Genomic DNA, 25,463 nt, shown 5'->3' with positions numbered 1-25,463 from the left:
ATCGCTACAGTGATGCGGCAGTAGCGGCACCAGGTGCTCGAGTTCGAGCATCCCGGCCTTGACCAACGGCAACGACTCGATCATCGCGCGGGCCGCCGGCTCAGAATTGGCTTCGAGAATTGAGCAGGCCCCGCGCTTGTCGCCACGATACCAGACCTAGCACACCGAACTCGCCACGCCTGCCAATGTGGTCGGATAGCCGCCGATCGAAGTGGTGTGTTCTTGGCCTCCAAAAAGTATATAATCATTGTATCTACATCAAGGAGATGCTATGGAAACTGGAACCGTCTTCAAGAACAACAGCACTCAAGCTGTTCGATTACCCGTTGACGCTCGTTTTCCAGAAGGCGTCAGGAAAGTCAATGTCCGTATCGTCGGCCAGGATCGGATACTGACACCTGTGAACAACACATGGGATTCGTTCTTTCTGTCCAATGAATCAGTGACCGATGATTTTATGCAAGAGCGTGCCTCGCAAAAACAATCAGAAAGGGAAGCGCTGTAATACTGAAATACATGCTGGACACGAACATCGCCCTCTATGTTATTAAGCGCCGTCCCATAGAAATCTTGGATACCTTTAATCGTCATACGGAAATGATGTGCATCAGCACCATAACCTATGCTGAACTGCAGCACGGCATCGAAAAGAGTACAAGACCGGATCATAATCGCCGGCAAGTAGAAGATTTTGTATCCCGTTTAGAAACTTTGGACTATGGCGCTAAGGCCGCTGCCCATTATGGCGACATTCGTGCAGTGCTTGAACGTGAGGGGCAAATAATCGGTTTAAACGACCTGCATATTGCAGCGCACGCTAGAAGTGAGGGATTGATTGTGGTTACCAAAAATGTCCAAGAGTTTGGCCGAGTGCCTGGCTTACGTACCGAGGATTGGGTAGCGCCTGCGAGACTGTAGCTGCGTAAAGGCGCCCAACCGAACTTGAACGGCCGATTGCGAGCCTGTCAGAATTTTAGTGTGCCAAGGTCATGAGACGATAACGGAAAACACGTACTCTGACCGACACAACAGTGAGCAAAAAGAGCAAGCATCCCAAGGCGCCAAAGCTGTTTTCCGATGAGCTGATCGACCCACTGCTGGCGCAGGTACAGAATAAGGATGCCGAGTCGATTCTGGGCGAATCGGGCTTGGCCGGGCAGTTGAAGAAGCAACTGGCCCAGCGTATGCTTGGACGGTGATCATGCCCAATGGCGAGTTAAAGCTTGATATTGCGCGTGACCGGCAGGCCACGTTCGAGCCACAATTAGTTGGCAAATATTAACGGCGGCTGCCGGGCTTTGACGAGCACGTCATCAGCATGTACGCGCGCGGCATGGTAATCTCCCCCGTTCTCCACGGTGTTCAAAAGTTCACAGGGTTCAGAAGTAGAAACTATGCGGCCATGGCCAGCCGCTGCTTTGGCGTCAATCCGCCCAAAGCCTTGTTCGGGCGATCGTAATGGTCAGCCCACATCCAGTCGGTCGCGAAACGCTGAACGTGCTCCAAGTCCTCCCAGTGGTACTGCGACAGCCATTCATACCGCACCGTCCGGTTGAATCGCTCGACATACGACCCTGCTCGCGCGCTGCAAGATCCCGAAGTGGTAGCGATGCGTGCATTGCTCCTTGAGGATGTGTATCACGCGCTCGACCATACCGTTTTGCTGCGGGCAATGTGGCGTGATGAACGCCTAGCGTCGCTCAGCCGTCGCGGCCTGCCTAGATTCGTCGACTAACGCTCGTTCGGCGCTTTGGCCACTGACGCAAAGGCTTCGATCCTCGCTCTAAAGCCAATTGCGCACTTGCGCACTGGCCAACCCATGAGTTGAAACACACGCTGCACGGTATTCTTATTCATGCCCAGCAGGTATGCCGCGCTCCGATAGTCGAAGGACGGCGACTTCTCGATCAAGGCCTTGAAGCGGGTTGGCCCGCAACGCGTTCTCCATGCCATGCTTGCCGTTCTCGACCTACTGCTCGATCTTCGAAAGCGACAGATAAAGGCTCCACTGCTAAGGTCAACGCTTGTCAATAGTGGGCGGAGCGCCAGGCCGATGGTGTCGTTGAAAATCAGATCGAGACAGTTATCGTCGTTAAAAGTCCGCAATGCCTACGTTTTGAGTCATGGTGCTTTTGGTTTTCACGTCTATTAAAGATGATCGGGCAGTGCCCATTCGAGCATATCATGCAAGTTAAAGCATCACATGCAAATTAGAGCGTCGCATGCGAATTAAAGCATCATATGCAATTTCAAGCACCGCATGCGCATTTTTGCACGTCATGCATGTTAGCGCAGTCCACTGTATGTTGTGCACGCAACAATTAGAACGATCAATTGACCAGACATTAGCCCCTCGAATGAAGCGTCCCCCGCATGTCATTGCTGCTTGAAGCATCCTGATTATTCACAACAATGAACATAAATAGCAACCATCGCAGCATTGCATCAAATAATTTGCAACTTTGTGCATGTTGATTCGAAGTTTGTCGGTTTGAATTAGGTCTACACACTTGGCTTTTTCGAATCGCTCATCTATAGTTGAAACACTTTATACCTAGATAAGTATGACGGTTGATGGTGAGTATCGTTAAGCCCTGTACATATCGGCTGTTTACGATGCCATGAGGTGACTCGCTAGCAGGACAGGTACATCTCAACAAAAGGTTCGGTTTCACGAAAGTAATGTCTGGAGCGAATGGAAATGACGAAGTGCTTCCTGCTATACCTATTCATCCTGCCCGCGTTCCTCTCCCCTCGACGCTGGGTTTAATTCAAATACTGCGAGGCGTTTACGCTGCGCGTAGCGCATCTAAGTCACCGTTACTTTGACGTCTTGCATGCAAGCTTGACCCGTATTCGTCAGTTTCGCTGCGGGAACTATTTTTGCAGTCATGCTGAGACAGGCATCCGTCGCCCTACTCAAGTATAGTTGCGCGTTTGCCGTGCGTTGTAAAGCTGAGTGTTTTGAGCGTCTGAATGTTTTAAGCATGTATGCAATGCAGTCAGTATTTATTTTTCTTCTTTTAGGCACTATCGCCATATCAACCGGCGGAAGTAAAGGAGTTCATGTATGACCAATCCCTTTGATGACCCGAATGGAAGCTTCCTAGTACTGGTTAACTCCGAGAATCAGCATTCGTTGTGGCCGAGTTTTGCCGAGGTGCCCGCGGGCTGGCAAGTGGTGCACGGACCCGATGCACGCCAAGCTTGTCTTGACTATGTCAACACGCATTGGACCGACATGCGCCCCAAAAGCCTCATCGAGGCGATGGATGGGCAAAGCTAGAGCGCTGGCGCGGCTAGCCAGCCTACACGATAGCAAATTTTTTTATCATTTCTTGTTCGAGCCACTTTAATATGAAGATCCTTGGCATCAATTCCGCTTATCACGAATCCTCTGCGTCGATTGTCATCGATGGAAAAATTGTAGCGGCAGTCGAAGAAGAGCGATTCACACGGATCAAGCATGCGAAAGAAGCTTGTGTAAGTGGCCCGGCTGAGCTACCCCAAAACAGCATACAGTTTTGCCTGTCCCATGCAGGGTTGAAAGCTACTGATTTGGACGGAATCGCCTACTCGTTTGATCCCGCCCTCAGAAAGCGCGAATTCAAGCTCGATTCGCTCAGCCTACCGGGTGATTGGGGAAGTGCGGAAGGAGAGGAAATTTTTCTTGCCAAGCTTCAGCAAGTTCCCGGTGCAATCGATGCGCTGTTAGACCATCAGTTTGGCAGTAAATTGGCTTTTGTTCCGCATCATATCGCGCATGCCGCTTCGACTTTCTATCCATCGGGATTCGATCAGGCTGCGATCCTTGTCGTTGATGGGATCGGCGAATCAGGTTGTACTTTGCTGGCGCATGGGGACGGCAATAAGATCACGACACTGGATCAGGTTGCCTATCCGCACTCGCTCGGGTTCCTGTGGGAAAAGCTGAGCAAATATTTGGGCTTTTCCGAATATGATGCTTGCAAGCTGATGGGGCTGGCCGCTTATGGCGATCCCGCTGTCTTCAGAGAGACATTCAAAAAACTTCTTAATTCAGAAGCAGGCCGATATACGATCGATCCGGACGTGGCCCATTTCCGTCTGCCCGACTTCGAGCAGATTGAAGCATTGTTTGGCCCGGCACGCGTCGATAAAGAACCGATCCTTGACCATCATCGCCATGTTGCCGCGGCCCTTCAAGAAGCCACAGATCACGCGCTCATGGGATTGGTGCGCGAGCTGCGTGAGCGCACCGCCGCCGATAAATTGTGCTATGCAGGCGGTGTCGCGCTAAATTGCGTCAGTAATTCCGTCATCAAGGAAAGCGGCCTGTTTTCTCAAATGTATGTGCCCACCTCGCCCCATGACGCGGGTACGGCAGTTGGCGCAGCGCTGCATCTTTATTATTCGCTTTCCGGCCAACGTCCATCGCAGGCGGATAATAATCCGTACCTGGGCCCGGCGTTTTCCGATGCCGCTATCGATGCCGCATTCCGTGACGCAGGTCTGTCGCCCCAGCACAGCGCCGATCCCGCACGTGATGCGGCCAAGCTGATCGCCGAAGGCAAGATCGTAGCCTGGTTTCAAGGCCGTATGGAATTTGGTCCACGCGCGCTGGGCAACCGTTCGCTCCTGGCTGATCCACGCAGCGCGTCGATGCGCGAAGTGCTCAATGTGAAGGTCAAGCACCGCGAAGAGTTTCGTCCCCTCGCACCCAGCGTACTGGCTGAAGAAGCGGCCAACTGGTTCGAGCTCGGCCAAGCGTCGATGAGCCATCAAACGATGCTGTTCGCCTGCCCGGCCAAACAAGATCGTCAAGCATCGATTCCAGCGGTTCTGCATAAGGACCATTCCGCCCGTGTGCAGATGGTCAGTCGCGAGAGCAACCCTAAATTTCACGCGCTGATCCAGCATTTCTTTGAGATAACGGGTGTACCCGTGGTGCTCAATACCTCATTCAACGATAGCGAGCCTATTGTCTGCACGCCATCGGATGCCATCAAGACGTTCCAAGGAACGGCCATTGATGCTTTGTTTATTGGCGATCGGTTTATTGTCAGATAAGCCTGTGTTCGATCGTCATACCGACACCAGGATAATCAGGAAACATCGCTCATGCACCACACAAACGAAGAAAAATGTATTTTTTTCATTACGAAAAACCAGGATCAGTCGACAAACCCCCATCAGATAACTGACTGCTTGCCGATAACCCAGTGGCAGGCAATGCACCATCACGGCTTGAATGGGCAAAACAACGAGACAAATCACGCATTGTCGTCGCCCTATCCCATCAAGGTCGTGACGGATGCCTTTCACTATCCCCATGCTGATCAGGTACTTCCCATACAGCCGGAACAGTTATTCTTCATGGACTACACCTGCGCAGAGGATATAGAACAGGCAAGTGTCCTAGACATCGGCGTTGGCTCGGGCGTATTGAGCATTTTTTGCCTACTCAATGGTGCTAAATCCTGTGTTGGATTAGATGTCAATCCAAGAGCAAAAATATTAGCCGGGCACAACGCCATCCTTAACCATATCGATAAGAATTTCGATATTCGGGATGGCAACACTTCGGATATTTTTGCATCCGTCAAGGATAAGCAATTTGATTTTATTTGCTCTAACCCTCCGTTCGAGCCGACGCCGCCCGGAATCGAGTACTATGTCAATTCTGCAGCCGGCATCTATGGGATGGATTTTGTCGAAAAGATATTGTCCAATATCGACCAGCACTTAACAGACGATGGCACGCTTCAGTTGGTCACGATGGCGCCAGGAGATGCGAAGAAGCCATTCAAGCTATATGAAGTCCTCGAAAACTATTTGCCGGGTCTAGCAGTAGAGGTTATTCTAGACCGGCAGCCCATTTCCTATGCTGATTTTGTCAGCAGGTTTAACACTATTTTTGGATATAGCGAGGATGTCATTGCTCAAATGAAAAAGACTGCTCGCGATGACGGCGTCACGCACCTCCATATGCTGATATTAAAATATAAAAAAGGACAACGCGGCAGCGTCACGGAAAAGGTTGCCAGTAAAATTTACGAAAACTGGACAACGCCCCTTGGGGCGCAAGAGTCCTGTTATATGTGACAAGTACACTGACCGTAGTCACGAGTAGGTCGTCGAAGGCGGACGTAGTCGGAGGTCTATCGTGCAAGATTTGTAACAGCGCAACGCCGCCTGCGAAAAAGGAAGATATTGATGTTGATGGTCCAATACCTAAAGCGGTATTTTCGTCCCTTATTCGCCACAGCGATCCTTTCATCTGCCGGCGCAATGCTGACGATCGGCCTACTCGCCTATATCAATCGATTGGCAACACAAGGGTTGCCACAACCCAATTGGGTTTGCCTTATAACGGCGCTAGGATGGTTCGGCGCGCTGTGCCTAGCCAATGGTGCTTCACAAATCATTCTGGCAAAGCTTAGTAGTGAGTTGATGGGTCAGTTGCGCAAAGACTTATCCAAACAATTTATTGACGTTGACTATTGCAAATTGGTTGGCCACAAATCGACCGTATTTGGTGTTTTGATCGAGGATATCAACCGTATTAACCCGCTGGTCATACTTGCACCCCATCTCGCTTATAACGTTATCTTGGTGCTAGTCTGCTCAATCTATTTAATGACGCTATCGTTTCAGCTCTTTTTTGTCTTGTTGATAGGGCTGGGTATCCCGCTTGCAATTTCAGCATTCTTGGTCAGATCCACTCGCAAGCCACTTGACGCAATGCGGCGCAGCGAAGAAGTGCTATTTGAACATTTCCACGCGATTGCCGACGGCAAAAAGGAAATGTTGCTAAGTCAAGCACGTGCCAAACATTTTTACGACATGCTACTGCTGCCTGCGATTGGACAAGCGCAAAGGTTGATGAGACAGGTTCATCTGCGCTGGAACCTCAATGAGGCATGGTCGTCCGGTGCAGCATACGGTACCGTGTTTGTGGTGGTCTACTTGGGCTATGCGGCATTTGCGCTTCCCTCCGATGTGATCGTGCGCTTTGTCATCGGTGCGCTGTTTATCGTAGGACCTTTAAATTTTTTGATTCATTCTGGCCAACCCGTTAGCACTGGTTTAAGCAGCTTGCGTCATCTTGAGCGCGTTGGGCTAGATCTGCGCTCGCAGAACGTCACCGCTGATAAGCAGACAACGCCGCGCATTGATACAAAATGGCAGTCTATCCATGCGCAAGATCTCTGCTATCGCTACCCTAAAAGCAAAACAGGTGAAGGTGTTGGACCGTTTAATTTAAGTATCTGCCGCGGTGAAATGGTATTTATTGTTGGCGAGAACGGCAGTGGCAAGTCCACATTGATGCATTTGCTGTGTGGCCTATTGCCGCCCGATTCGGGGCAACTTTGCTTGGATGAGCAGCCCATTCCATATGGGGCAAGCGCCTATAGGGAGCTTTTTTCCAGTGTTTTTGGTGATTTCTTTCTGTTCTCCGATGTGCTTGATGCGAAAGGCGATGCACTGCCTGATGCACAAATCCGTGCGCTGTTGCGTAATTTAGGGTTAGACACACAACTCTCGGTGACTCAGGGAAAGCTTTCAAAGACCAGCCTCTCTACAGGACAACGAAAACGGCTGGCATTGCTGCAATGTTATGCCGAAGATCGGGAAATTTGCCTTTTTGACGAATGGGCTGCAGACCAAGATCCTCATTTTCGCCAACATTTTTATTTAACTTTGCTACCACAACTCAAGCAGCAAGGCAAGACATTGATTGTCATTAGTCACGATGACCGTTTTTTTCATTTGGCGGACCGTCTCATTGTACTCAAAGGCGGGCGCGTGATATCCGATTCAGCCACCGACATACTGGCAAATGGCGCTGATACGCGCGTCACTAGCCTTTCCATTGCCAGCAGCATGACTACCGATTCGGCAGCATGACTTGTTCTATTTCGATTGGTTATTGAATGCCAAGAAAAGCGGCAGCTTATCTGTTTACCTCTATTCTCCCCTTTGCAGCAGAGCATCGATATGAACGATCAAACGGCTAAACTCGACCACCTTATCGAGAACGACGCGAATCATCCATCTCTGCTCGACGGTCAAGGTAACAATGGAGGGGCGCCGGACATTCGCAAGGCGCTCGCATCCAGTGAATCGTTCTGGCAGGAGCGGCTAGCTCGCCTGCAGCCTTTATCCCTACCCTTTGAAAAGGGTGAAAATGGATTTGAGCCTAAATGGGCGATCAGCGCATGGTGTTCGCCCTTGCTGGAAAAAAGCGAGCCGAAGCGGCCACTAACGGTGTTGCTGAGCGTGCTGGCGATTTATCTAGCCCGTTTGACCGAACAAGCACAATTTCAGATCGGTTGGCGCGTCAGTGAAACCAACGACAGGCCAGAAACGCTTGCTGATCTATCGCCTGTTGTGCCGATGGAAATCTCGGTGGACCTAGACCAGCCTTTTGCCTCGGTTTGTCACGCCATCGAAGCAGAATACGCACGGCTTGAACAGCACCCTACATTTTTTCGCGATTTGGTTGTTCGACATCCTACTTTACGTAACCTACCGGTGCTGCGTGCAGCACGCCCCTGGCAGGTCGCCGTGTCCGTGCTCTCCGATGAAGCACCATTACAGCTTGCCTTTGATACGCAGGCCAGTGGCGCCTTGCTGACGCTTCAGGTCAAAGGCGATGGCGCTTTTCGCTGGGTCTATGATGCCCATCGCATGGATGCACGCCGAGTTCAATGCATCAGTGAGCATTTAAAAGCATTATGCGACGCAGCATCGGACAACGTCGAAATGCCCGTTTGCAAGTTGAATCTGCTGTCGCCGGCCGAACGCGACACATTGCTTGACACCTGGAATGCCACAACGACACCTTATCCGGCACATCAATGTATTCATCAAGTTTTTGAAGAGCAAGTCAAGCGTACACCGGACGCCATTGCGTTAGTTAACGGAGATCAGGCGCTCACTTACACCAAGCTGAATGCGCAAGCCAACCGCCTCGCGCACCGGCTGATTGAATTGGGTGTTCAACCGGACACGCGCGTAGCCTTGTGCGTGGCACGCTCACCGGCGATGATCGTGGGCTTACTTGCGATTTTGAAAGCAGGCGGCGCCTATGTGCCACTCGATCCAGCGTATCCCTCTGAACGCCTGACACATATCTTGACCGATTCGGCGCCCGAACTTGTGCTGGCCGATGCAACAGGTCAAGCGGCACTGGGACAAGCGGCGCTCTCATCACGGACCGTACTCGATCCTAATGTGCTGCCAGAACGTGCAGCGACCAATCCGCATGTGGCCGAACTGCTTTCCAGCCATCTGGCTTACGTGATCTATACGTCCGGCTCGACCGGCACACCTAAGGGTGTGATGGTCGAACATCGCAGTGTCGTGAACCTTGTTCAGGCTCAGATCGATTGTTTCGGCATTGGTCCATTCAGTCGGATCTTGCAATTTGCTTCGCTCGGTTTCGACGTCAATACGTCCGAGACGTTCATCGCATTGAATAGTGGGGCAAGCTTGTATTTGCCGCCCGATACAGCACGCCATGATCGCACTGAACTGTGGCGTTATTTGGAAAAGCATGCGATCACCTACGCTGACATTCCCCCCGCACTGCTGCAGGCAGGCGACGATTTACCGCATTTGAGCACACCTATAACGCTGATTTTAGGCGGTGAAGCCCCCAGTGCGACGCTGCTGCGAAATTTGGTTCGTCAAGGCGCGGTGGTCTTCAACGCCTACGGCCCCACTGAAACGACCATTTGCTCAACCGTTTGGCGTGGTTTGCAAGATTTCAACAGCGAATGGGTTCCGATTGGTCGGCCGCTGGCCAACACGCGAATTTATCTACTGGATGCGCACGGTCAACCGGTGCCGCTGGGTGCCGTAGGCGAGTTGTACATTGGCGGGGTGGGTGTAGCACGCGGCTATCTGAATCGCGACGAATTGACCGCCGAGCGCTTCGTCACGGATCCATTCTGCGGTGCTAAAAACGCCCGCATGTACAAAACTGGTGACCTGGCCCGCTATTTACCTGACGGCAATCTGGTGTTCCTCGGGCGCAATGACCACCAGATCAAGATCCGCGGTTTTCGAATTGAACCAGGCGAAATCGAAGCGCGTTTGCGCGAACATCCACAAGTACGTGATGCCGCCGTGCTGGCGTCGGGCGACGGCGGTGCCAAGCGACTCATTGCCTATGTCGTAGCTGAATGCGGTGAACAACTTGCCAACACATTGCGCGAGCATCTGCTGGCGAGCTTACCCGAGTACATGGTGCCTGCCGCATTCGTGCGGCTAGATGCGTTCCCGCTGACGCCGAGCGGCAAGCTTGACCGCCGGGCATTGCCCGAGCCACACGCCGACGCCTTTGCACGTCAAGCATATGAAGCCCCGCAAGGTGAAGCTGAAACGGCGCTGGCGACGATCTGGGCTGAATTATTGGGTCTACCGCACATTGGCCGGCACGATAGCTTCTTTGCATTGGGCGGAAATTCGCTGCTCGCCGTGCAAATGATCGACCGCTTGCGCCGCGTTGGCCTGACACTTTGCGTACGCGCGCTCTTTGAAGCCCCTACGCTCAGCGTATTGGCGCAATCTCTGGGTCAGCACCGGGAAGTGGTTGTGCCGCCCAATCGCATTACGCCCGACACCACGACGCTGACACCTGCGCTACTGCCGCTCATTGAACTCACTCAGGCTGACATTGACCGGGTCGTCGCACAGGTGCCGTCAGGCGTGGCAAATATCCAGGATATCTATGCATTGTCTCCATTGCAGGATGGCATTCTGTTTCACCATTTGCTTGCGGCTGACCGGGATCCGTATCTGCTGACCACCCAAATGGCTTTTGCCAATCGGCAATTGCTGGATCGCTATCTGGAGGCGGTCCAGCAGGTGGTTAATCGCCACGATATTTTGCGCACCGCTTTCATTTGGGATGGACTGTCCGTCCCCGCTCAGGTGGTTTGGCGTCATGCATCGCTGACCGTTACTGAACTTGAATTGAATCCGGACGATGGGCCAGTCATCGAGCAACTGTTACGACGCTTCGATCCTAGTCAATATCGGATTGATTTAACTCAAGCCCCCCTACTTCACTTCGTCGTCGCCCAGGATAGCGATGGTCGCTGGGTGCTGCTCGAGTTGCTACATCATCTCATCGGTGATCATGCAACACAGGAGATTATGCAAGCCGAAGTCCAGGCTTTCCTCGAAGGACGAGGCGACGCGTTGCCGCCTGCGCGACCCTTTCGCAATCTCGTAGCGCAAGCGCGCCTAGGCATGAGCGAAAGTGAGCATGCGCGCTTCTTTACCGAGATGCTTGCCGACGTGGACGAGCCCACGTTGCCGTTTGGGTTGACCGACGTGCATCGTGACGGCACGCATGTTACCGAGTCGCACCGGATGCTGCCGCAGGATTTGAATAATCGACTGCGCGCACAAGCCAAACAACTGGGCGTGAGCCTAGCGAGCTTATGCCATCTGGCTTGGGCGCAGGTACTCGCGCGCGTCACTGGTCAGCAGCAAGTGGTATTCGGCACCGTGTTATTCGGTCGCATGCAAGCAGGCGACGGCGCTGACAGCGCCATGGGATTGTTCATCAATACGCTACCGCTGCGTGTGGATCTGAAGAACAGCGTTCAAGACGGCGTGCGTCACACGCATGCTCGCCTGGCCACCCTGCTCGAACATGAACATGCGTCGCTGGGACTCGCGCAACGCTGTAGCGGCGTACCCGCCGGTACACCACTGTTCAGCGCGCTGCTGAACTATGTGCACGAAGGGCTCTTGCCTAGCGAGATCCAGACCACGCCCGGCATCGAATTCCTGGGCACCCAAGAGCGTGACAATTACCCACTTGGACTGTCGGTGGAAGACCGTGGCCACGCGCTGGGACTGACTGCCCAAGCCGTGCAACCGCTCGATCCCGATCAGATATGTGGCTATATGCAACAGGCATTGGAAAGCCTGGCTGCGGCACTCGAGCACACACCTCATCTGCCCATCCAGCAGTTGAACGTGCTGCCAGCTAACGAGCGAACACTGCTACTTGAGACGTGGAGCGCAACGCCATCGTCCCCGGCACACGATGGCGCTATCGGCAGTGCGCAAGCTCAAATGCTGCACCAATTATTTGAGGCCCAGGCTGAAAAAACGCCACACCACGTGGCGATTGTTTTCGGGCAACAGCAGTGTAGCTATTACGAGCTCAATACCCGCGCGAACCAGTTAGCGCACTATCTACGTACACTCGGCGTGGGCCCAGAAGTGATCGTCGGCGTGTACATTGAACGCTCTATCGACATGCTGGTCGGCGTGCTGGGCATATTAAAGGCAGGCGGAGCCTATTTGCCGCTCGATCCAAATTATCCCGCCGAGCGGATTGCCTATATGCTGGGCAATGCGAACGTCCCGGTACTCATCACACAATCGCATCTTGAAGCACAACTGCCCGACATACAGGCACAGCGGGTACGCATCGATACCGACTGGGCACGTATCGCCGCCCAGCCGCACCATGCGCCACAAAGCGGCGCCAGCCCACATCATCTGGCATACGTAATTTACACGTCAGGCTCCACTGGCCGGCCCAAAGGAGTCATGGTCGACCATTACGCTGTGTCGAGCCGTCTGCATGCGGGACAACAGCTACTGTCATTACGATCGGACGATCATTGCCTGCAGCAAATTTCGCTCAGCTTCGACGCGTCCATAGAAGAAATATTCCTCCCGTTGATGGCGGGTGCCACCCTGGTGATGGCCGATCCGACCATACAGATGGACGCAAGCCGTCTTGCCGCTTTGATGGCACAGCAACATATTAGCGTGATTGACATTACTCCAGCCATGCTCGAGCAGCTTTGCGCCACTGAAAGCGCGGCCGACTGCCGACATCTGCGGCTGGTCCTATGCGGCGCTGAAGCACTGTCAAGCGCTGTGTTGCACGCGTGCCAGACAGCCTTCCCGAACGCAGCACTTCATAACTTATATGGCCCGACTGAAGGTGTCATTAATGCGCTGGCTTGGCCCGCAACCCCGCTAGCCGCGTCTGAGACACCACCGCTGGGCAGACCAATCGCCCATACGCGCGTCTACGTGCTCGATCGAGCATTACAGCCAGTACCCATTGGCGTCACCGGCGAGCTGTATATTGGCGGACCGGCACTGGCACGGGCTTATTTGGGCCGACCCGATCTGACGGCCGAACGCTTCGTTGCTAATCCGTTTGAACAGGGGACTCAGCTTTACCGAACGGGCGACCTCGTGCGTTGGCGCGCGGATGGCCAATTGGAATATCTTGGTCGTGCTGATCATCAAATCAAGCTCAGAGGCTTCCGTATTGAGCTCAGTGAGATTGAATCCGTGTTGGCCAAGTATCCAGGTATCGCCCAAGCCACGCTGAGCTTGCGCGAAGACCGTCCTGGGAATAAACAGCTTGTCGCCTATTGGGTCACGGCAGCTGGCCACACGATCACGCCCGTCGAGCTGAAGACTTATCTTGGCCAGATACTTCCCAGCTATATGATGCCGGCCGCATTCGTCCAACTCGATGCGCTGCCGCTGACAGCGAATGGCAAAATTGATCGCCAAGCGTTGCCGGCTCCCGACTTTAGCTCGAGCAGCGCTCAGGCCCCACGCACCGCAGCCGAAACGCTGCTGGCTGACCTGTTTGCTGAGGTATTGGACTTGGATACCGTCGGCATCGACGACAACTTCTTTGACCTGGGTGGACATTCACTTCTGGCGATGCGTTTGATCAGCCGCATTCGCACTGCGTTGGACATCGACATCGCGATTCGCACGTTGTTTGAAGCCCCCACTGTCGCCAGTTTGGCTCAGCGCCTCACACCTAACGCGCTCACCCGGCCGCCTCTGCGTCCACAGCCACGCCCCGCCACGCTACCGTTATCGTTCGCGCAGCGCCGCTTATGGTTTACTCACCAGTTCGAGGGGCCCAGCGCTACCTATAACATGCCGTTGCCATTACGCTTGTTTGGCACGGTGGACACACACGCTCTGCAGGCCGCGTTAAATGACCTGCTAGCCCGCCATGAAAGCTTGCGCACTGTCTTCCAAGAGATCAACGGTGTTGCCACGCAGCAGATCATCGCTGTCGAAGCCGCCTCGCTCACCCTGGAGACCGTTCAGGTGACAGCAGAAACGCTGTCACAAAGGCTAGCCCAAGCGGCAGTCCACTCTTTTGACTTGTCCCACGAAATCCCGCTGCGCGCGTGGCTGTTTCGGCTCAATGCACAGGAGCATGTGCTGTTGCTGCTGTTGCACCACATCGCTGGCGATGGCTGGTCAATGGCACCACTGGCCCGTGACTTGGGCCGCGCCTATGCGGCCCGGCTCCAGGGCCAAACACCGGCCTGGGCGCCACTGCCTGTGCAATATGCCGACTATACGCTATGGCAGCAAGCGATCTTCGGAGATGAGCATGATCCGGATAGCATGATTGGCCGTCAATTCGCGTACTGGGAGCGAACATTGGCCGGTCTGCCAGAGCACATAGCGCTACCGGTTGACCGGGCACGGCCGCCCGTGGCCAGCTACCACGGCGACTATGTCGCCATGCGGATCGATGCTGCACTGCACGGCAAATTGCAAGCCCTCGCGCGTGCACATGAAGCCAGCCTGTTCATGGTATTGCAAGCTGCGTTGGCAGCATTACTGACCCGTCTTGGCGCAGGCAACGACATTCCAATCGGCACCGCCATCGCGGGACGTACCGACGAAGCGCTGGACGAACTCATCGGCTTTTTTGTCAATACTTTGGTACTGCGCACCGACACGTCAGGTAACCCAAGCTTTAATGCATTGCTGAAGCAAGCCCGCGAGACTTGCCTGGCGGCTTATGCGCATCAGGACGCACCGTTTGAGCAACTGGTTGAACGGCTGAACCCCACGCGCTCGACCGCGTATCATCCCCTTTTTCAAGTCTCATTGGTCTTACAAAACACGGCTGTGCAGCCATTCGAGCTGCCTGGCCTGCGTTTGGTCCCCGAGCCCATTGATACTTTTACCGCCAAATTCGACTTATTTTTCAGCTTTGATGAAGTAACAAGTCCAGATGGCAGCGCGCAAGGGCTGGAAGGACTGATCGAATATGCGACTGACCTGTTTGATCGCGACACGGTGGACAGATTGGCCCGCCGCTTCATTCGCCTGTTGGAAGCCATCGCCGACGCGCCTGCGCAACCAATTGGTCAAATCGATCTTTTGGAGGCAACCGAACGGCAGCAACTGCTCAACGGTTGGAACGATACGGCGCAACCAATCTACGAAGCCACACTGCCCGCGCTATTCGAGGCACAAGTGGCCAAAGCGCCTGATGCCATCGCACTGATCTTCGAAGATCAACATATCAGCTATGCTGAACTGAACGCCCGAGCCAACCGCCTTGCGCATTATTTAATTGCCGAGGGCATTGGTCCAGAGGATATCGTTGCCGTAGCGCTACCCCGCTCACCGCACATGATCAGCACCCTGCTGGGTATTTTGAAAGCGGGCGCGGCCTATCTGCCGCTCGACCCGGAGTATCCGTGCGAACGATTGGCTTTCATGCTAACGGATGCGCAGCCCAAGCGCGCCCTCACCGACACATCGAGCGCTAAGCGCTTACCCGATGAGTACACTGCGGTTCTCCATTTGGATAATCCGGCTGTCTGCGCCGCGTTAACGCAATTCTCCGAATCCAACCCGAGCGACAGCCAGCGTCACCGGCCACTCACTGCCCGTCATCCCGCGTATGTCATCTACACATCCGGCTCGACCGGAAAACCGAAGGGCGTTGTGGTCACGCATGCCGGCAGCCATAATTTAACCGCTGCCCAAATCAAGCGCTTTTCGCTGAGTCCGCACAGCCGTGTCCTGCAGTTTGCGTCGTTGAGCTTTGATGCCGCTTTCTGGGAATTGTGCATGTCGCTGCTATCAGGCGCCACGTTGGTCCTAGGACGCTCGGAGCAATTATTGCCGGGGGACGCGTTGGCAAAGCTTGCAGCAGACCAAGCGATCACCCACGTCACCTTGCCGCCCAGCGCGTTGGCTGCCTTGCCCGCCGACAGCTTGTCCACCTGCTCACACTTGATTGTGGCTGGCGAAGCCTGCCCACCGCACCTTGTCGAGCAGTGGTCGCAAGCACGGCAGATGACCAATGCGTATGGGCCAACCGAGGCAACGGTGTGCGCGGCGATGCGACGGTTTTTACCTGATGAGACTGTGGCCGAAGTCGCGTCATCGATTGGCCAGCCGATCGACAACACCCAGTTGTACGTCTTAGACGACCATCTACAGCCGGTGCCAGTCGGCGTGTCGGGTGAACTCTATATTGGCGGTATCGGGCTCGCGCGTGGTTATCTCAATCGTGCCGCATTAACGGCTGAACGCTTCATTGCCGCGCCGTTTGGCCCGGCAGGCGCGCGCTTGTATCGCACCGGCGATTTGGCTCGCTGGCGAACAGATGGGGCACTCGATTTCCTCGGCCGTGCCGATCATCAAGTCAAGTTGCGCGGCTTCCGGATCGAGCCAGGCGAAATCGAGGCCGTGCTGTGTCGCCACCCAGCCGTCGCCCAAGCGGCGGTGATTGCCCGCGAAGACCGCCCAGGCCACGCGCAGCTAGTTGGCTATGTCACGCTCGACAAAACGACTGCTGAACGTAATGCCGCCACTGAAGAGCGCCAAGTCGGCGAATGGCAGACGATCTACGATACCCACTACGGCAGCCACCTCTCCAGTGCGTTTGGCGAGAATTTCGTCGGCTGGGACAGCAGTTATGACGGACGCCCAATCCCCCTATCCGACATGCAGGCATGGCGTGCAGCCACGGTCGCACGGATTCAAACGCTCAAACCCCGACGGCTATTGGAAATCGGTGTGGGCAGCGGCCTGCTGCTCGCCCATCTGGCTCCGCATTGCGAAGCCTATTGGGGCACGGACTTTTCGATGCCCACTATCGAGGCACTCCGGACACAACTGACGCACTATCCAGAATTAGCGTCGCGCGTGGAATTACGCACACAGGCTGCTCACGTCACCGAAGGGCTGCCGTCAGGCTATTTCGACACCATCGTGATCAACTCGGTGGCGCAGTACTTTCCCAATGTCAGCTATCTACAAGACGTACTGCGCCAAGCCATGACACTGCTTGCGCCCGGTGGCGTGGTCTTTGTTGGCGACGTGCGCAACTTCAACCTGCTACATTGTTTTGTCAGCGCCGTACAGCTGCATCAAGCCAATCCTGCCGTTGACGACGCATCCACTCTACGTCGACGTATCGAGCAGACATTACTCGCAGAAAAAGAACTGCTGCTCGCGCCAGCATTTTTTAGTGCACTACCGCACACGATTGACACCATCGCCGCGGTCGATATTCAACTCAAGCTGGGCCAATATGAAAATGAGCTAAGCCGCTACCGCTACGATGTGGTACTGCATAAACAGGCGGCAGAGCCTGTTCAAACGCTTTCGCTCGCTCAAGCGCCGCAGTTGTACTGGGGCCAACAACTCGCCGATCTCGACACGCTGAAAGCCCACTTGAACACGCAGCGTCCCGCGCGCCTGCGTATCGTAGGCGTGCCTAACGCACGCCTGGAACGGGAAATTGAGGCGATGCAAGCGCTCGAGCGCGGCTGCGATATCGCCACCGCCCAGCATCGGCTCAAAGCCGGTAGCACGCGGGCAGACGGGCTTACGCCCGACGACTTCCATACGCTGGGCCAGGCGTGTGGCTATTGGGTTGCCGCAACTTGGTCAGGCGACGCGCAAGCGTACATGGATATCTTGCTCGTTCAGGCCAGCGAAGCGGCCAACGCTGCGTTCACCGACCTGTACTTACCTTCACCCGCACTGGCTAACCAGGCGCCTGGCGCCCATGCGAATAACCCCGCCAAGCTCGATCAGCTTGCGGACATTCGTCGTTACGCAGCCTCTACGCTGCCGGCCTACATGGTGCCAGCAGCCATGGTGCTGCTAGACAACTTGCCCCTCACGCCCAACGGCAAGCTCGATCGCAAAGCGCTACCCGCACCGGATTTTGTCTCTGAGCACTACCGCGCTGCCCGCTCACCGCAAGAACAAACGCTGGCCGAGTTGTTTGCAGAAGTGCTCGGCCTGCCGCGTGTCGGCATTGATGACCGATTCTTTGACTTGGGCGGGCATTCGCTGCTGGCGACCCGCCTAATCAGCCGCATCCGCGCCACGTTAGGCGTCGAGATCCCAATACGCACGTTGTTCGAGGCGGCAAGCGTGGCGGAGTTGGCCCCTCGCATCGCGGCGATGCAGCAAAACCATGACTTGTCCATCCCTGCGCTGACGGTTCAGCCTAGGCCCGACGCCCTGCCTTTGTCTTTCGCGCAAGAGCGTCTATGGTTCCTGGATCAGCTAGGGCAAGGCGACGCGTATCAAATACCGATGGCGACCCGATTGACGGGGCCATTGGACGTACAAGCCTTAAGCGCTGCACTCAGCGAAATCGTGCGGCGCCATGAAGCGTTGCGCACGCGGTTTGAAGCGCGCGATGGCGTTGGCGTGCAGATGATCGATGCGCCATGGACGGTGACACTGACGCCACGCGAGCTAAATGAGCAAGCGCTTGTCCCTTATCTGCAAGCGACTGCGCAACAGCCGTTTGATCTGGCTACCGGTCCACTGGCGCGATTCGAACTACTCCGGCTTGCTCCCCATGTTCATGTGCTGAGCATCCTATTGCACCACATCATCTCTGATGGCTGGTCAATCGGCGTGCTCACACGGGAATTAAATGAACTGTACAGCGCGTTTATCCAGGGCCAGCGCTCCCCACTGCCACCCTTGCCTATTCAATATGCCGACTATGCGATTTGGCAGCGTGCATGGCTTAAGGACCAGGCGCTGGAACGGGAGCTGAATTACTGGCGCCAAAAATTGGCGGACATCCCTGCCGCACTTGAGCTGCCGACCGACCGGCCTCGACCCGCCGTGTTAAGCGGCCAGGGTCACGGCCTTGCAGTGAACGTGCCGGCAGCACTCGCCACGCAACTTAAAGCGCTAGCGCAGCGTGAAGGCGCCACGCTATATATGACGCTGCTCGCCGCGTTCCAAGTCGTGCTCAGTCGCTGGAGCGGACAGGATGACATCGTCGTGGGCTCTCCGATCGCAGGACGCACGCAAGTCCAAGTCGAGCCATTGATCGGCTTCTTCATTAATACGTTGCCTTTGCGTGCTGACTTGTCGGGCAATCCTCGCTTCAGCGAATTGCTGGCACAGATGCGGGAGACAGCATTAGAAGCTTATGCGTACCAGGCCGTGCCATTTGAAAAGCTGGTGGAAGTCTTGCAACCCGCACGAGACCTCTCACGCGCGCCGATTGTGCAAGTCATGGTCAATGGCCTGAATCTGTCGGCATCAAACTTGGCTTTGCCCAGGCTCATCGCTGAGCCGGTTCACTTCGACACGTTCGGCACGAAATTCGACTTGACACTGTACTTTGGCGAGACATCGGACGGCATTGAAGGTTGGCTGCAATATGCAACTGACCTGTTTGATGCCGAGACGATCAAGCGGCTGGGACAGCATTGGGTCAACGTGCTCGAGGCAGTGGTGGCCGACCCGACGCAGCGCCTGTCCGAGTTGCCACTGCTCAGCACCACGGAACGGCACCAACTGCTCACAGCGTGGAATGACACGGCCGCTGACTTCTCCTCTGCGCCCACCTTGCACCAGCTATTTGAAGCACAGGTGCAACGCACGCCGAACGCAGTCGCTGCGGTATTCGAAACGCAGCAGATGACGTACGCCGAGTTGGACCGCCGGGCCAACCAACTGGCGCATCATCTTCGTGCCATCGGCGTAGGGCCCGAAGTCACTGTGGCCCTATGTGCCGAGCGCTCGCTACAGATGCTCGTGGGCTTATTGGGTATCTTGAAAGCTGGGGGCGCCTACTTGCCCCTGGATCCAAGCTATCCGGCTGAGCGCATCGCCTATATGCTGGAAGAGGCACAAGTTGCGGCATTGGTGATGCAGCCTCACCTGGAGTCGCTGTTGCCCGCCACCCGGGCTCAGACCGTGATGCTGGAGACGGGTTGGGCTCAAATCGCCACGCAGCCCTCAACACGGCCAACCAGCATCGTGAGGCCGCATAATCTGGCCTATATCACCTACACGTCAGGCTCAACGGGCAAGCCGAAAGGCGTGATGACCCAGCACAGCAGTGCGGCCAATTACTTGAACTTCCTGGTGCGCCACTACCGCCTCACTGAGGCCGATGTCGTGCTCAACGTGGCCAGCCTGGCCTTTGACGCGTCGGTACGTGACCTACTCGGCCCGCTCGTGGCAGGCGCGCGCACCGTGCTGATCCCCCCTGCGCAAGCTAAAGAGCCGCATCAGTACGTGCGCGCGATCCACGCGCACAGCGTCACGAAGTTGCTTAGCATCACGCCCAGCTTGCTGCGCAGCGTCTGCCAAGTGGCTGACGGCCCGCAAACGACCCCGACGCTGCGCACGATCTTGACCAGCGGCGAAGCACTTGAGGCGGACTTATGCACGCAAGTGCACCAGACGCTGGGCGAGCAGATCCAGGTGGTCAATCAGTATGGTCCGACCGAATGCACGATGACCTCCACGTGGTTTGCCGCCGTGCGGCAAGCAAGCGGTATCGTGCCGATCGGCCGGCCCTTGTCCAACGCGCGCGTGTATTTGCTTGATCGGTATTTGCAACCGGTGTCCTGTGGCGTGGCCGGCGAGTTGTATATCGCGGGGGCGGGTTTGACACGAGGCTATGTCAATCAACCCGCGCTGAGCGCCGAGCGCTTTATCGCCAATCCCTTTGGCCAAGGCGAGCGACTCTATCGAACCGGGGACTTAGCCAAGTGGCGAGCAGACGGCCAGCTCGAGTATCTTGGCCGCACCGACCATCAAGTCAAAATCCGCGGCTTGCGCGTCGAGCTGGGAGAGATTGAAACGCAGTTGCTTGCCTACCCCGATGTCAAACAAGCCGTTGTGGTGGCACGCGAGGACGAGCCAGGTCAGAAACGATTGATTGCCTATCTCGTCAGTGATGACGCAATCGATACTGCCGCACTACGCACCCACCTCAAAGGCAGCTTGCCCGACTACATGACGCCATCGGCATTTGTGAAGCTGGAAGCCATGCCGATGACGCCTAACGGCAAACTGGATCGAAAGGCCCTGCCAGCGCCAAACTTTGTTTCCGAGCGCTACCGGGCTGCACGTTCGCCTCAGGAGCAAACGCTAACCGAGTTGTTTGCCGAAGTGCTCGGCTTGCCACGCGTGGGCATCGACGACAACTTCTTCGAACTGGGAGGCCATTCATTGTTGGCGATGCGCGTGGCTGCTCGCGTCAGGCAGGCGTTGGGAGTCGAATTACCGGTGCGTCTTTTGCTTGAGGCGCCCACTATTGCTGAACTCACGCCTCATCTCGACGCATTGCGGCAAAGCCGTGATCTCAACATTCCAGCGCTGACCACGCAAACGCGTCCTGCCACCTTACCTCTATCGTTTGCGCAAGAGCGCTTGTGGTTTCTAAACCAACTCGGGCAGGACGCCGCGTATCAGATACCAATCGCGATGCGCTTGACAGGCAAGCTCAATATCGCTGCGTTAGAAGCCGCGCTTAGTGAAATCGTGCGGCGTCATGAAGCGTTGCGTACCCGGTTTGATACCGTTGAGGGGACCGGCGTGCAGGTCATCCATTCGCCATGGACGGTGGAGCTGGTACCACAAGAGGTGGCTGAACAAGAGGTCATGCGTCATCTGCTAGCTATCGCTGAACAGCCATTTGATCTCACTACAGGACCCCTGGCGCGCTTCGCCTTGCTGCGGCTCGCGCCTGACAGCCATGTGCTCAGCGCGACACTGCATCACATTATTTCAGATGGTTGGTCAATGGGTGTGTTGATGCAGGAGCTTGAAGCGCTGTACACGGCCTTCAGCCAAAAGCAAGATTCGCCCTTACCCGAGCTGCCTGTGCAGTATGCCGACTACGCGCTCTGGCAGCGCGCCTGGTTCAAGGACCAAACGCTCGAGCAGGAATTGGATTACTGGCGCACGCAATTGTCGGGGGCGCCCGCCGCGCTTGAGTTGCCGACCGACCGGCCGCGGCCTGCCGTGCCAAGCGGACAGGGCCATGGCGTGCTAGTGCACGTGCCGGCCGCGCTTGCCGCGCAACTCAAAGCGCTGGCGCGGCGTGAGGGCGCGACGCTATACATGGCCCTGCTCGCCGCGTTCCAAGTTGTGCTCAGCCGCTGGAGCGGACAGGACGACATCGTCGTGGGCTCACCAATCGCGGGACGCACGCAGGTCCAAGCCGAGCCATTGATCGGCTTCTTCATTAATACGTTGGCGCTGCGTACCGATCTGTCAGGTGATCCTCGCTTTGACGCGTTGTTGGCACGCGTGCGTGAAACCACGCTGGGCGCCTATGCGCACCAGACGGTGCCTTTTGAGAAGTTGGTGGAGGTGCTGCAGCCGGTACGCGACCTTTCCCGCCAACCAATCTTTCAGGTCATGGTCAATGGGTTCAATATACCCGTGCCAGATTTTGCCCTACCAGGACTGACCGTTGAGAAGATCGACCTGGAACGTCTTAGTACCAAATTCGACTTGACACTGTACTTTGGCGAGACATCGGACGGCATTGAAGGTTGGCTGCAATATGCAACTGACCTGTTTGACGCCGAGACGATCAAGCGGCTGGGGCAGCATTGGGTCAACGTGCTCGAGGCAGTGGTGGCCGACCCGACGCAGCGCCTGTCCGAGTTGCCACTGCTCAGCACCACGGAACGGCACCAACTGCTCACAGCGTGGAATGACACGGCCGCTGACTTCTCCTCTGCGCCCACCTTGCACCAGCTATTTGAAGCACAGGTGCAACGCACGCCGAATGCAGTCGCTGCGGTATTCGAAACGCAGCAGATGACGTACGACGAGTTGGACCGCCGGGCCAACCAACTGGCGCATCATCTTCGTGCCATCGGCGTAGGGCCCGAAGTCACTGTGGCCCTATGTGCCGAGCGCTCGCTACAGATGCTCGTGGGCTTATTGGGTATTTTGAAAGCCGGGGGCGCCTACTTGCCCCTGGATCCGAGCTATCCGGCTGAGCGCATCGCCTATATGCTGGAAGAGGCACAAGTTGCAGCATTGGTGATGCAGCCTCACCTGGAGTCGCTGTTGCCCGCCACCCGGGCTCAGACCGTGATGCTGGAGACGGGTTGGGCTCAAATCGCCACGCAGCCCTCAACACGGCCAACCAGCATCGTGAGGCCGCATAATCTGGCCTATATCACCTACACGTCAGGCTCAACGGGCAAGCCGAAAGGCGTGATGACCCAGCACAGCAGTGCGGCCAATTACTTGAACTTCCTGGTGCGCCACTACCGCCTCACTGAGGCCGATGTTGTGCTCAACGTGGCCAGCCTGGCCTTTGACGCGTCGGTGCGTGACCTACTCGGCCCGCTCGTGGCAGGTGCGCGCACCGTGCTGATCCCCACCGCGCAAGCCAAAGAGCCGCATCAGTACGTGCGCGCGATCCACGCGCACGGCGTCACGAAGTTGCTTAGCATCACGCCCAGCTTGCTGCGCAGCGTTTGCCAAGTGGCTGACGGCCCGCAAACGGCCCCGACGCTGCGCACGATCTTGACCAGCGGCGAAGCACTTGAGGCGGACTTATGCACACAAGTGCACCAGACGCTGGGCGAGCAGATCCAGGTGGTCAATCAGTATGGTCCAACCGAATGCACGATGACCTCCACGTGGTTTGCCGCCGTGCGGCAAGCAAGCGGTATCGTGCCGATCGGCCGGCCCTTGTCCAACGCGCGCGTGTATTTGCTTGATCGGTATTTGCAGCCGGTGCCCTGTGGTGTGGCCGGCGAGTTGTATATCGCGGGGGCGGGTTTGACACGAGGCTATGTCAATCAACCCGCGCTGAGCGCCGAGCGCTTTATCGCCAATCCCTTTGGCCAAGGCGAGCGACTCTATCGAACCGGGGACTTAGCCAAGTGGCGAGCAGACGGCCAGCTCGAGTATCTTGGCCGCACCGACCATCAAGTCAAAATCCGCGGCTTGCGCATCGAGCTGGGAGAAATTAGTGCAGCGCTGGCCGGTCACCCCGATGTTGCACAAGCGACGGTCATCACACGGGAGGATGGCCGGTCAGCAGACAAACGCTTGGTCGCCTATTTAGTGGCAACAGCAAACGGTACTATTACGCCCGCTGCACTGAGACAATACCTGAGTCAGAAGCTGCCAGACTATATGGTCCCGGCCGCGTTTGTGATGCTGGATGCATTACCGCTTACACCAAACGGTAAGGTCGATCGCAAAGCACTGCCAGCGCCGGAAATGACGGTGACGGCAACAGCACGCATGCCGCGCACCCCTGAAGAACAGGTGCTTTGTGAACTATTTGCCGAAGTGCTGGGCGTTGCACACGTCGGTATCGATGACAACTTCTTTGAACTAGGAGGCCATTCGTTGCTGGCTGCACGGTTAATCAACCGTGTCCGCACCATACTCGGCTTGGAGTTGTCCATTCGAAACTTGTTTGAAACACCTACCGTAGCAGGCCTGTGCCAGCAGCCAGACAAGCCGACCGACCTTGACTCGTTATTCCAAGTCGTATTGCCGCTCAGATCGCATGGAGATCGCCCCCCGGTGTTCTGCATCCATCCGGCGGGAGAACTGGGTTGGTGCTATGCCGGACTGCTGCGATATGTCGATCGCCGGCATCCGCTTTATAGTTTGCAGGCGCGCTGTCTTTCGACCCCAGGGCCCCTTCCAGAAACGATTGAAGAAATGGCCCTGGAGTACGTTGAGCAAATTCGCCGTATCCAACCTAGCGGTCCTTATCAACTGGTGGGCTGGTCGTTGGGAGGACTGATTGCCTTTGAAATGGCTTGCATGCTTCAACAGAAAGGCGAACGTGTTGCCTTACTTGCACTTTTGGATAGCTACGTTCGAACTGAAGCTAAGCCTATGCGGCGAGTTGCCAGACAGGACATGCTTGCCGATCTGCTTGCAGAGGCCGGATACGATTCAGCCAGTTCTGAGAAAACGCCGCTCGATTTTGACAAGCGTCGGGAAATTCTTCGCCAAGGAGGTAGCCTATATGCCGCATTAGATGAGCGTCAATTTGACAGCATGTTGGACTTCTTTGAAAAAACACCCCAAATGATAGAGCGTTATGTTCCTCGCGCTCCGTTCGAAGGGGAAGTGCTGCATATCAAAGCAGCATTGGAGAAACCAGGCTATCGACCAGATCCGGAAACATGGCAGGCTTACGTAAAAGGCCATGTTGAGATGCATGCCATTGACTGTGAACATGGCGCGATGATGCAACCGGAGCCGTTAGCCCAAATTGGCCCCATCATTGCGCAAAAGCTAAGCACGGTGAAATAAACACTGATCCGTACGCGTGCGAGGTGATACCGGAGCTAAACGCTATGGCTTTTCAAAGTTAGGCCCGGTACGCCGAGCACAAACGCTCGTTTTTGCAAGAGGTTTGG

At 55.8% G+C, this 25,463-nt stretch carries 8 protein-coding genes and 2 pseudogenes; 8 read left to right on the top strand and 2 right to left on the bottom strand.

Annotated features, from left to right (window positions below):
* Nucleotides 1-271 precede the first annotated feature (271 nt).
* The 3 genes and pseudogenes from vapB to IHE30_RS15080 form a co-directional block, all read left to right on the top strand.
* The gene (vapB, locus tag IHE30_RS04660) at nt 272-505 is read left to right on the top strand and encodes a type II toxin-antitoxin system VapB family antitoxin (RefSeq protein WP_337689262.1); all 234 of its coding nucleotides are present in this window, start codon (nt 272-274) and stop codon (nt 503-505) included.
* An 11-nt stretch (nt 506-516) separates the two neighbouring features.
* The gene (vapC, locus tag IHE30_RS04655) at nt 517-918 is read left to right on the top strand and encodes a type II toxin-antitoxin system tRNA(fMet)-specific endonuclease VapC (protein ID WP_337689261.1); all 402 of its coding nucleotides are present in this window, start codon (nt 517-519) and stop codon (nt 916-918) included.
* Nucleotides 919-1,016: 98 nt separating this feature from the next.
* Nucleotides 1,017-1,279 (top strand): annotated as a pseudogene (locus IHE30_RS15080) (IS256 family transposase); the annotation flags it as partial.
* Nucleotides 1,280-1,392: 113 nt separating this feature from the next.
* On the opposite strand, the pseudogene IHE30_RS04645 reads toward IHE30_RS15080, so the two are convergent.
* A pseudogene (locus IHE30_RS04645) lies at nt 1,393-1,572 on the bottom strand (integrase core domain-containing protein); the annotation flags it as partial.
* Nucleotides 1,535-1,654, bottom strand: a complete 120-nt coding sequence (locus tag IHE30_RS04640; RefSeq protein ID WP_337689259.1) for a hypothetical protein — start codon at nt 1,652-1,654, stop codon at nt 1,535-1,537. The pseudogene IHE30_RS04645 and the gene IHE30_RS04640, both read right to left, overlap by 38 nt.
* Before the next feature lie 1,416 nt (nt 1,655-3,070).
* On the opposite strand from IHE30_RS04640, the gene IHE30_RS04635 reads away from it, so the two are divergent.
* The 5 genes from IHE30_RS04635 to IHE30_RS04615 all read left to right on the top strand — a co-directional run bounded on the left by IHE30_RS04635 (nt 3,071) and on the right by IHE30_RS04615 (nt 25,356).
* Nucleotides 3,071-3,286, top strand: a complete 216-nt coding sequence (locus IHE30_RS04635) for an MbtH family protein (protein ID WP_337689258.1) — start codon at nt 3,071-3,073, stop codon at nt 3,284-3,286.
* Between the two features lie 71 nt (nt 3,287-3,357).
* Complete coding sequence (locus IHE30_RS04630; RefSeq protein ID WP_337689257.1) at nt 3,358-5,049, top strand: carbamoyltransferase family protein; 1,692 nt, start codon at nt 3,358-3,360, stop codon at nt 5,047-5,049.
* A 51-nt stretch (nt 5,050-5,100) separates the two neighbouring features.
* Nucleotides 5,101-6,084: a methyltransferase gene (locus IHE30_RS04625; RefSeq protein WP_337689256.1), complete on the top strand. Its 984-nt coding sequence runs from the start codon at nt 5,101-5,103 to the stop codon at nt 6,082-6,084.
* A 111-nt stretch (nt 6,085-6,195) separates the two neighbouring features.
* A complete protein-coding gene (locus IHE30_RS04620; RefSeq protein WP_337689255.1) occupies nt 6,196-7,890 on the top strand; it encodes a cyclic peptide export ABC transporter in 1,695 nt (564 codons plus the stop codon).
* A gap of 90 nt (nt 7,891-7,980) precedes the next feature.
* On the top strand, nt 7,981-25,356 hold the full coding sequence (locus IHE30_RS04615; RefSeq protein ID WP_337689254.1) for a non-ribosomal peptide synthase/polyketide synthase: 17,376 nt from the start codon (nt 7,981-7,983) through the stop codon (nt 25,354-25,356).
* Nucleotides 25,357-25,463 lie beyond the last annotated feature (107 nt).

This window comes from Mycetohabitans sp. B46, assembly GCF_037389205.1.
In the GTDB taxonomy this organism is placed as follows: Bacteria; Pseudomonadota; Gammaproteobacteria; order Burkholderiales; family Burkholderiaceae; genus Mycetohabitans.
This window is presented reverse-complemented; position numbering and strand designations above follow the sequence as displayed.